The sequence below is a fragment of the [Mycobacterium] manitobense genome (assembly GCF_025821665.1).
Classification (GTDB): Bacteria; Actinomycetota; Actinomycetes; order Mycobacteriales; family Mycobacteriaceae; genus Mycobacterium; species Mycobacterium arseniciresistens.
Genome location: NZ_JACKSJ010000056.1, coordinates 86,827 through 96,179 on the forward strand (window position 1 = coordinate 86,827; position 9,353 = coordinate 96,179).

The window sequence follows — 9,353 nt, forward strand, 5'->3', positions numbered from 1 at the left end:
CATCCGAACCGGCATCACCCATTCGACGACGGTACCGCTACGACGGCGCGGCTGCGCCCGATCCCGTCAGCGCGACGCGCAGTTCGTCGGGGACCGGCCGCTTGGCCCAATCCTCCTTCGCCACCACGACATAGACCGTGCGGCCCTGCACGGCGGGCTGCTCGGCAAGACCCGGGCGGCTGTGCAACACCGTGAAAGCGAGCGTGAAACTCGTCGTCCCGATGCGATCGCAGCGCACCGCGACCCGGACGTGGTCGCGCCACCGGACCGGCGCGAGGTAGTCGATCTCGCTGTGCACGACCTGCAGGTCGTGACCTGTCCCGAACAACGCGGTGTCCGTCGCGTCGAGGTGGTCGAGGAAGCCGGTACAGGCTTCGTCGAACCAGGTGAGGTAGTGACCGTTGAACACCACGCCCTGCTGGTCCACCTCCGCGTAGCGCGGGACGATCGGCAACGAGAAGCCCGGTGGCGAAGGATCGGTCGACACGTGCTCACCCTAACCGCGTGGTCCGACAGGCTTCACCTCCCGCCGCAGCGCCTGACCCGGGTCACAGGGCACACTGGGCGGGTGCAACTGGTCACCATCGACGACATCCGCGCCGCGGCCGACCGGATCCGTGACGCCGTCCTGCGTACCCCGCTGGTGCCGGCCGGCTGGGCCGGCGACCCGGACCGCCCACTGTGGCTCAAACCCGAGAGCCTGCAGGCCGTAGGGGCGTTCAAGGTTCGCGGCGCCTTCCACGCCATCGGCCGCCTCGACCCCGACGTGCGGGCCCGCGGTGTGGTGGCCTACTCGAGCGGCAACCACGCGCAGGCGGTCGCGTTCGCCGCGGCCCGATTCGGATGCCCGGCGCACATCGTCATGCCGGAGGAGACACCGGCGGTGAAGGTTGAGGCGACCCGCGGCCACGGTGCCGAGGTGGTGCTGTGCGGGCCGGGACGGCGCGAGGCGGTCGCCGCCGAACTGGTCGAGCGCACCGGCGGCGTGCTGGTGCCGCCGTTCGACCACCCGGACATCATCGCCGGCCAGGGCACCGTCGGGCTGGAGATCGCCGAGGACCTGCCCGACGTCGACAACGTGCTCGTCCCGGTCAGCGGCGGCGGACTGGCGTCGGGCATCGGCACGGCGATCAAGGCACTCTGCCCGCACGCCAAGGTGTTCGGCGTGGAACCGGAACTGGCCGCCGACACGGCCGAGGCGCTGCGACTCGGCCACCGTGTCGACTGGCCCATCGAGCGACGCAACCGCACGATCGCCGACGGGTTGCGCTCTCAGCCCTCCGAACTCACCTTCGCCCACCTGCAGCAGGTGCTCGACGACGTGTTCACCGTCACCGAGGACGAGATCACCGACGCCGTGCGGGAACTGACGTTCCGGGCGCACCTGGTGGCCGAGCCGAGCGGAGCGGTGGGTCTGGCCGCGTATCGCCGCCGCGTGACACCGCCAGGCCGGACGGTCGTGGTCGTGTCGGGCGGCAACATCGAACCGTCTGCACTGCAACGGATCCTGGCCGACTGACCTCTAGTGCACACCTTCCATCAGCCGGCTGATCGGTCCTGACACCGCGAACACGACGGCCCCGACCGCGATCGCCACGACGCCCAGGATCCCGAAGTACGCGAATTCGCGTGCCGGATCGTAGTATCCCGCGAGCACGCCGGACATCGATGTGCCGAGCCCGACGGAGAAGAAGTACAGCGCCATCATCTGCGCCCTGAACGCCTCAGGCGCAAGCTTTGTGGTGACCGACAGGCCGATCGGCGAGAGCAGCAACTCCGACACCGCGAACACGGCGAGGACTCCGGCCACGAACAGCGCCGGGACCGTCCGGCCCGTGGTGCCTGCCATCGGCAGGAAACACAGGAACGCCAGGCCCATCCCCATCACGCCGTAGGCGAACTTGCGCGGGGTGGTCGGCGCACGGGTACCCAACCGGGTCCACATCACCGCGAACACCGGTGAGAGCAGGATGATCCACACCGGTTCGATGGAGCCGATCCAACTCGACGGTGCGGTCCACCCGAAGATCGACCAGTTCATGCGTTCGTCGGAGTACACCGCGAGCACGGTGAAGATCTGCTGGAACAGCGACCAGAACACCGCATTGGCGATGAACAGCGGAATGAAGGCCCGGACCCGGGTCTTCTCGATGGGCTCGACCTTCTTACTGGTCAGCATCACCACGAAGTACAGGATGGATGCCGCCACGATCACCACCGTGGTGACCTGGGACAGATTCGCCAGTGTCACCAGTCCAGTGCCGAGGGCGACCGCGACTACGGCCGCCGCCGCGACGAACAATCCGACGAAAACGCCGATCTTACTGCGTGGCAATGGGTTCGGAACGTCACGTCCGTGCGTGCCCAGGTTGCGGCGGAAGACGACGTACTGGATCAACCCGAGGGCCATCCCGATCGCCGCGGCCCCGAAGCCGTAGTGGAAACCGAGGCTGTTCTGCAGGAGGCCGGTGATGAGCGGGCCGATGAACGCGCCGAGGTTGATGCCCAGATAAAAGAGGGTGAACCCGCCGTCGGCGCGCGGATCGCCCTTCGCGTACAGCGTGCCGAGCAGCGACGAGGCGTTGGCCTTGAGCGCACCCGACCCGAGTGCGACCAGGACCAGACCGGTCCCGACCCCGGCGAGACCGGGCAGCAGCGCCAGCGCGATGTGCCCCAGCATCACCACCACGCCGCCGTAGAACACGGTGCGCTCCATGCCCAGCAGCCGGTCGGCGACCCAGCCGCCGAGCACGGTGGACAGATACACCAGCCCGCCGTAGGCCCCGACGATGCCTGTCGCGGTGGCCTGCGGCAGCCCCAGCCCGCCCTTGGTCACCTCGTAGTACAGGTAGTAGCCCAGGATGGTGACCATCCCGTAGTAGGAGAACCGCTCCCACAGTTCCACCCCGAACAGGTTGGCCAGTCCGACGGGATGCCCGAAGAGCGTCCGTCCGGCGGGTCGCTCCTGTGCCTCGTCCACCGCTGTCATGCCGACACCCTGCCACGGCCTCTGCCGGCGGGCGCGGTAATCGAGGCCGTTGTCCGGGCACCGAGGGGGCACGCCGGGCTGCCGCTAACCTGGCTGGGGTGAGGGACACCGAAACACGGGGCGCGCAGATGCTGCGGCTGGCCCTGCGGGTGGTCATCGTGGCGGCGGTGGTGGCCGCGGTGGTCATCGTGGAACTGTCGTCGCGCTCGGGTGTGCTGTGGCGGTTGATCACGTTCACCTACCAGGCCAATCTGCTGGCCGCGGTGTTCTACCTGTGCACCCTGGTGTCCCCGCGTGCCGACGCGCGCGCCGGGTTGCGCGGCGCCGTCGTGGTGTACGTGGTGGTCGCCGGGCTGGTCTGGAACCTCGTGCTGACCGACCACAGCATGGGCTACACGCCGGCGAACTTCCTGTTGCACGTGGCGGTGCCGGTACTGGTCGTCGCCGAATGGCTGCTGGCACGCCGGTCCGGCATCCGGTGGTGGCAGCCGCTGCTGTGGCTGGGCTATCCCGCGGTCTACGTGGTGGTCGCCCTCGCGGTGCTCAACCACGCCGGCAGGCGCGCGCCCTACTACTTCCTGGATCCGCAGAGCGTGGGGCTGCCCACCGTGGCCGCCAACATCGCGCTGCTCGCCGCCGTTTTCCTGGCTTTCGGGTACGGCGTGATGGCGCTCGGACGCACGTCGGCGCCGCCACGGTTGCGGTCCGGGTGAAACGATTCGCCGTCGCCGTCCGATGAAGAGGACGTGGATGAATCTGACATCGGTGGCGTGGGCGTGTACCCACGTGCGGGCCAGCGCTTCTCGGCCGGTGCGACCGTGACGAACTACACTGGGGGCATGACGGTGCGCAGAGCGGTCCGACGGTTCGCAGTGATTGCCGGCATCGCGGTCACCGCCCTGGCGGGATCGGTGTCCGTCGGTTCGGCGGCGGTCGACACCTCGCTGCGGGTGGCGAAGGTGGAACCCGCTGCCGGCGCCGTCGTCGGCGTGGCGCATCCGGTGGTCGTGTCCTTCAGCGCCCCGGTCACCGACCGCCGCGCCGCAGAGCGCGCCATCAGATTCGACTCACCCGGCACACCCGCGGGTGAGTTCGTCTGGCGGAGCAACAGCGTGGTGTCCTGGGAGCCGGAGGGCTTCTGGCCGGCACACTCCACCATCTCGCTCTCCGTCGGTGGTGCGCCGACGAGCTTCGAGACGGCGGCCGAGGTGGTCGCAGTGGCCGACATCAACGCGCACACGTTCACCGTGAGCATGGACGACGAGGTGCTGCGGGAGATGCCTGCGTCGATGGGCAAGTACGGATTCGCAACGCCCGTCGGTTCGTTCACGGCACTGGAGAAGCAGCGCAACGTCACCTTCGACTCACGCACGATCGGCATCCCACTCGACGATCCCGAGGGCTACCTGATCAAGGGTGAGTACGGCGTCCGGGTGACCTGGGGCGGGGTGTACGTGCACTCCGCGCCCTGGTCGGTCGGATCGCAGGGCTACAGCAATGTGAGCCACGGCTGCATCAACCTCAGCCCGGACAACGCGGCGTGGTACTTCGACATGGTCCGCGTCGGTGATCCGATCATCGTGCAGTCCTGACGGTTTCGCTCACGACGGAAGCTCGGCGTGCAGGTTCCTGGCTGTCGGTGAGGTCTGCACGCCGGCGGGATCGGGATAGGTCCCGAGCAGGCGGTCTGCGGTGCCCGTGCTGGTGACCGTGAACCAGTAGTGCTCGTTCTTGAAGTGGTGCTGGCGGTGGTTGCGCCAGATCGCCCGGTAGACGGCCGTTCTCGGCTTGTAATCGCTGTGGATCAGGTAGTGGCACCACTCGTAGCAGATGCCCAGCACCGCCAGGCAGACCAGGAACGTCAGGCCCATCGCGAGCCGCGGGAAGGCCAGTAGGGCCACGGCGACGGCGACCGGCAGCACCCACAGCAGCGCAGGCCAGGGGATGAAGATCGCCGGGATGTCGCGTGGATCGACGTGGTGCTCACGGTGTTTGCGCGCCAGCAGCGGATCGACGACGAGCCGGCCGACGCGCCTCGGCCGCCAGTGCAGCACGCAGACGTGGATCACCCACTCCAGGAACGGGAAGAGCGCGACCATCACCACCGGCACGACCGCGTCGGTGACCTGCCAGTCGCCGGCCATGACGCGGGCGACGGCGGCGCTCAGCAGCAGCGCCGAGATCATCCAAGGCGAGGGATGTCGGATGAACTCCCGCGCGGCGTCGGACAGGGTGAAGCCCTTGCGCGGGCGGCGGTCGGTGGCGTTGCTCATCGTGTCTCCTCCAGGGCGTCGAGGGCGGTCAGCAGGGCGGTGGAAGCCGGTTCGAGGAGCCGTTGCGCCGCCTCCTCGGCGGCGGCCGGGTCGCGCAGGCGGACGGCGTGGGCGACGGCGCGATAGGCGTCGGGACGCCCGACTTCCTCGGCCATCAGGGTGGCGAGCGCGGGCAGTGCCGGTTCGTACGTGGCGCGCAGCGTGTTGTACATCAGCCGGAAGACGATCGAGTCCGCGCCGTCGACCACCAGGTCCCAGAAGCTCAGCGCGTGGCGCTGCCGGTCGACGGGGTCCTGCTCGGCGTCCAACATCCGGACCGCCTCGTCGAGCCGGTCCGGAAGGTCATCGGGCCGGCGCCGGGCGGCCAGTTCGGCCACCTTCGGCCCGTTGTGCAGCCGGGTCTCGATGATGCTGCGCACCACGGCGACGTCGAGATCGCCGCCGTGCAGCAGGAGCCGGGGGAGCAGGTCCAGGCCGGCGTGTCTGCGGTAGTCGCGCACGGTGGTGGTGTCGCCCTGCCGCACTTCGACGAGGCCGGTCGCGGCGAGGCGTTTGAGCGCTTCACGGATGGCGGGACGCGACACACCGAGTACCTCGGCGAGCCGCCGTTCGCTCGGCAGGGCGTCTCCTGGCGCCATCTCGCCGGTGAGCACACCCGACATGATCTGGTCGAACACGTCTTCGGGGACGGATCGGCGGTGGACTGGCTGCAGCGGCATGCTGCCAGCCTGGCACGACTATTGGCCAGAGGTCAAGTGGTCAGACCAGTTAGCACTTCGTCTCGATGTCGAACGTGGCGGTCGCCTCGTCCGAGTTGCCCTCGAATTCGCCCTGGGCGGTGCCCGTGATCTTGACGCGGCCGTTGTCGACGGTCGCCTTGCCGTCGCCGTTCGTGCCTTCCCAGAACGCGCCGGTGAAACCGTCGAGTCCGCGGATCTCCACCGACTGCGCGGTGATCTTGTCACCGGTCGAGAAAGCGGCACGGAAGCCGGATTCCTTGTCGGGCGTCTCGACCAGCCAGTTCCAGCCCTGCTGAATACACCGGATGGCCGGCGGGGGATTGATGTTCTTGCCGTTGATGCTCACCCGCGCGGTGTGTGTGCCCACCGCCGCAGGCGGCGTCGAGCACGCGCCGACTCCGGCGACGAGTACTGCTCCAGCAACTGCGATGATCCGGCTGTTCACGTCGTCACCTTATCCACGTCGTCCCGTTCGCACGGGCGCTTTCCCGGCACAGCCGCCGTACAAACCCCTCGGTCAGCGCAAAGCGGCGGCCGTCTGCTCGTCGGCGGGCAGGAACGCCTCGATGCTCAGTTCGGCGGCGGTGAGGTCCAGGGCCGTGCCAAAGGTGGTGACCAGGCTCAGAAAAGTCAGCGGCACGCCCTTCAGCGTGGTCAGCTCGAACGGCACCGCGACGCCGCCGAGATCGGTTGCGCGCGCCGAATCCGCGCCATAGGACCCGATTTCGGTGAGGAGCGCGGCCAGGCCGGCGGAGCCGCCTGCGGCCACCTCCCGGCGCAGCCGGGACACCAGGTGATGCCGCCACTGAGCCAAGTTGCGGATCCTGGGCGCCAGCCCGTCGGGATGCAGGGCGATCCGCAGTGCGTTCGGTTCGGCGAGCAGGTGCGGCGCCACCCCGTCGAGCAGCACACCGGCGCCCGCGTTGGCCTGGAGGATGTTCCACCCGCGGTCGACCACCACGCACGGGAAGGGGTCATAGGCGTCAAGCACCCTGGTGATGCCTGCGCGGACCGCCGACATGTCGGGGTCGTCGAGCGCGCGCTCGGTGTACACCGGCGCCAGGCCGGCCGCGGTCAGCAGCAGGTTCTGCTCGCGGCGCGGGACGTCGAGGGCGTCGGCCAGTCTCAGCACCATCGCCCGGCTTGGCGCCGAACGGCCCGTCTCGACGAAGCTGACGTGCCGTGCCGACACGTCGGCCTGAATGGCCAGATCCAGCTGGCTCAGCCGACGGCGTTCCCGCCAGCTCCGCAGCAGCGTCCCGAACGGCGGTGTCGAGGTATGCGCGCTCGTCATCACCACAGTGTCGCCGCAGAACCCGCCGGCCGCGACTACCTCGGAGGTAATTGCCCCGCTTACCCCGCCGCGGCACCGTTGACAGTGTCCCCGTCGAGCCGAGGAGCACCGATGCCAGACCTGACGCCCAACACCACCGGCGCCCGCCGACCCATCCCGCGGTGGCTGCGCTTCGTCCTGGCCTCCGACCGCGCGGGTTCCGCGTGGTACATCGGCGCCGGCTTCTTCTTCGCGCCCGCACTCACAATGGTGTCGCCGTGGCCTGCGGTCACGACGGCGCTGTGGGTGGTCATCGGCCTCGCGGGGCTGTGGCTCGGACTGCTCGGCATGGCAATGGCCACCGGCCTGGCGATGGTGCTGCGGTCGAACACCGAGATCCCCGAGGAGTACTGGCGGTCGATCATCGACTACCCGGCGACCGCGCCCACTCGTCAGCCGACGCCGGCGTTGCCCCCGGTGTAGTCCACCTGCCAGTGCTTGATGCCGTTGAGCCATCCGGACCGCAGCCGTTCCGGCGGTGAGACCGGCCGGAGGTCGGGCAGGTGGTCGGCGATCGCGTTGAACATCAGGTCGATGGTCATCCTGGCCAGGTTGGCGCCGATGCAGTAGTGCGCGCCCGTGCCACCGAACCCGACGTGCGGATTGGGGTCGCGGAAGATGTCGAAGGAGAAGGGGTCGCCGAACACCTCTTCATCGAAATTCGCCGACCGGTAGGACATCACGACCCGCTGGCCCTTCTGGATCCGGACGCCGGACAGCTCGTAGTCCACCAGGGCGGTGCGCTGGAACGACGTCACGGGCGTCGCCCACCGGACGATCTCGTCCACGGCGGTGGCGGGGCGCTCCTTCTTGTAGCGCTCCCACTGTTCGGGGAACTCGGTGAACGCGATCATGCCGTGGGTGATCGAGTTGCGGGTGGTCTCGTTGCCCGCGACCGCCAGCAGCACCACGAAGAACCCGAACTCATCATCGGTGAGCTTGTGCCCGTCGACATCGGCCTCGATGAGCTTGGTGACAATGTCCTCGCCGGGTTGTTCGGCGCGCATGGCGGCCAGTTGCATGGCGTACATGATGAGTTCGACCGCGGCGTTGCGGTTGTCGTGGTGGGCGAACTCGGGATCGTCGTCGCTGACCATCTGGTTGGACCAGTCGAACAGCTTCTTGCGGTCGTCCAGCGGTACGCCGAGAAGACCCGCGATGGCCTGCAGCGGGAGCTCGCAGGACACCTGCTCGACGAAGTCGCCCGTGCCTTGGGCGGTGGCGTTCTTGGCGATGTTCTGAGCCCGCTGGGCGAGGTCCTCGCGGAGTCGTTCGACGGCGCGCGGGGTGAAGCCGCGCGAGATGATCTTGCGCAGATGGGTGTGGTGCGGTGCGTCCATGTTCAACAGCACGAATTTGCCGGTCTCGCGCTGCTCGCCGGTCGACCCCGCCGGATACCGGGGCAGCGCCGTGTTCTCGAGACTGGAGAACACGTCGCTGCGTTTGGATATCTCCTTGACATCCCGGTGTCTGGTCACCACCCAGTAACCGCCGTCGTCGAATCCGCCGATCCCGTCGGGCTGCGCGTTCCACCAGATCGGCGCGGTGCGCCGCAACGCCGCCAGCTCCTGCTCTGGGAGTCGATCGCGGTTGAGGTCGGGATCGGTGAAGTCGAACCCGGGGGGCAGGCCGGGGACGGGAACGCTGATGGTCACGGGCGGCTCCCTCGGAAACGACATCGTCTGCAGGCCGGTAATCCATTGCTACACCACGCATGCGGCGGTCGCCCCTGGTTCCGGGAATCCGGCGGGCACCGCACCGCGGACGGGAGCTCCCGCCGTCCGTCGGAGAACATCGGCCACTTTGGTAACAAAATCACGGGGAAGGAAGACAATGGGATAACACCGGGACGCAAGGAAAGGGCGGTCGGTATGGGTCTCTTCGAGCGTGGGGCAGTGCTCGCCGCGGCCGGTGCGGCGTTCGCCATCCTGATGTCGGCGCCGGCGACGGCCGAACCGGGTCCGCCGGCGCCGCCCGGGCCACCGCCGCCGGGTGTCGAGGCACAGGCGGTGGCAGCC

At 68.7% G+C, this 9,353-nt stretch carries 11 protein-coding genes; 4 read left to right on the forward strand and 7 right to left on the reverse strand.

Going from position 1 to position 9,353, the window contains the following annotated elements; all coding sequences use genetic code 11:
* Positions 1 to 37: 37 nt before the first annotated feature.
* Positions 38 to 487, reverse strand: a complete 450-nt coding sequence (locus H7I41_RS07285) for an acyl-CoA thioesterase (protein ID WP_264011901.1) — start codon at positions 485 to 487, stop codon at positions 38 to 40.
* An 81-nt stretch (positions 488 to 568) separates the two neighbouring features.
* Between H7I41_RS07285 and H7I41_RS07290 the strand changes: the two genes are divergently transcribed.
* Positions 569 to 1,519, forward strand: a complete 951-nt coding sequence (locus tag H7I41_RS07290; protein ID WP_264011903.1) for a threonine ammonia-lyase — start codon at positions 569 to 571, stop codon at positions 1,517 to 1,519.
* Positions 1,520 to 1,522: 3 nt separating this feature from the next.
* Here the strand turns inward: H7I41_RS07290 and H7I41_RS07295 are convergent, their stop codons facing one another.
* Positions 1,523 to 2,989 carry a peptide MFS transporter gene (locus H7I41_RS07295; protein ID WP_264011905.1) on the reverse strand — a complete coding sequence of 489 codons (1,467 nt, stop codon included), beginning with the start codon at positions 2,987 to 2,989 and terminating at the stop codon, positions 1,523 to 1,525.
* 128 nt (positions 2,990 to 3,117) lie between these two features.
* Here H7I41_RS07295 and H7I41_RS07300 point away from each other — a divergent pair, with 128 nt between their 5' ends.
* Together H7I41_RS07300 and H7I41_RS07305 are read left to right on the forward strand one after the other, a co-directional pair.
* A complete protein-coding gene (locus H7I41_RS07300) occupies positions 3,118 to 3,702 on the forward strand; it encodes a Pr6Pr family membrane protein (RefSeq protein ID WP_264011920.1) in 585 nt (194 codons plus the stop codon).
* A gap of 126 nt (positions 3,703 to 3,828) precedes the next feature.
* A complete protein-coding gene (locus H7I41_RS07305) occupies positions 3,829 to 4,581 on the forward strand; it encodes a L,D-transpeptidase (RefSeq protein ID WP_276008427.1) in 753 nt (250 codons plus the stop codon).
* Between the two features lie 9 nt (positions 4,582 to 4,590).
* Here the strand turns inward: H7I41_RS07305 and H7I41_RS07310 are convergent, their stop codons facing one another.
* From H7I41_RS07310 to H7I41_RS07325, 4 genes are all read right to left on the reverse strand, one after another.
* Positions 4,591 to 5,262: a sterol desaturase family protein gene (locus tag H7I41_RS07310; RefSeq protein WP_264011906.1), complete on the reverse strand. Its 672-nt coding sequence runs from the start codon at positions 5,260 to 5,262 to the stop codon at positions 4,591 to 4,593.
* Positions 5,259 to 5,981: a FadR/GntR family transcriptional regulator gene (locus tag H7I41_RS07315; RefSeq protein WP_264011908.1), complete on the reverse strand. Its 723-nt coding sequence runs from the start codon at positions 5,979 to 5,981 to the stop codon at positions 5,259 to 5,261. Before H7I41_RS07315 ends, H7I41_RS07310 begins: the two co-directional genes overlap by 4 nt.
* Positions 5,982 to 6,030: 49 nt before the next feature.
* On the reverse strand, positions 6,031 to 6,447 hold the full coding sequence (locus H7I41_RS07320; protein ID WP_264011909.1) for a lipoprotein LpqH: 417 nt from the start codon (positions 6,445 to 6,447) through the stop codon (positions 6,031 to 6,033).
* Between the two features lie 72 nt (positions 6,448 to 6,519).
* The gene (locus H7I41_RS07325; protein WP_264011910.1) at positions 6,520 to 7,296 is read right to left on the reverse strand and encodes a helix-turn-helix domain-containing protein; all 777 of its coding nucleotides are present in this window, start codon (positions 7,294 to 7,296) and stop codon (positions 6,520 to 6,522) included.
* 111 nt (positions 7,297 to 7,407) lie between these two features.
* Between H7I41_RS07325 and H7I41_RS07330 the strand changes: the two genes are divergently transcribed.
* On the forward strand, positions 7,408 to 7,758 hold the full coding sequence (locus tag H7I41_RS07330) for a hypothetical protein (protein ID WP_264011911.1): 351 nt from the start codon (positions 7,408 to 7,410) through the stop codon (positions 7,756 to 7,758).
* Here the strand turns inward: H7I41_RS07330 and H7I41_RS07335 are convergent.
* Positions 7,728 to 8,990 carry a cytochrome P450 gene (locus H7I41_RS07335; protein ID WP_308214591.1) on the reverse strand — a complete coding sequence of 421 codons (1,263 nt, stop codon included), beginning with the start codon at positions 8,988 to 8,990 and terminating at the stop codon, positions 7,728 to 7,730. The genes H7I41_RS07330 and H7I41_RS07335 overlap by 31 nt on opposite strands.
* Positions 8,991 to 9,353 lie beyond the last annotated feature (363 nt).

Excerpts from the sequence above, each read along its gene's own strand:
- H7I41_RS07295 (WP_264011905.1), bottom strand. The coding sequence starts at position 2,989 with ATGACAGCGGTGGACGAGGCACAGGAGCGACCCGCCGGACGGACGCTC.
- H7I41_RS07300 (WP_264011920.1), top strand. The coding sequence starts at position 3,118 with ATGCTGCGGCTGGCCCTGCGGGTGGTCATCGTGGCGGCGGTGGTGGCC.
- H7I41_RS07305 (WP_276008427.1), top strand. The coding sequence starts at position 3,829 with ATGACGGTGCGCAGAGCGGTCCGACGGTTCGCAGTGATTGCCGGCATC.
- H7I41_RS07310 (WP_264011906.1), bottom strand. The coding sequence starts at position 5,262 with ATGAGCAACGCCACCGACCGCCGCCCGCGCAAGGGCTTCACCCTGTCC.
- H7I41_RS07315 (WP_264011908.1), bottom strand. The coding sequence starts at position 5,981 with ATGCCGCTGCAGCCAGTCCACCGCCGATCCGTCCCCGAAGACGTGTTC.
- H7I41_RS07325 (WP_264011910.1), bottom strand. The coding sequence starts at position 7,296 with ATGACGAGCGCGCATACCTCGACACCGCCGTTCGGGACGCTGCTGCGG.
- H7I41_RS07330 (WP_264011911.1), top strand. The coding sequence starts at position 7,408 with ATGCCAGACCTGACGCCCAACACCACCGGCGCCCGCCGACCCATCCCG.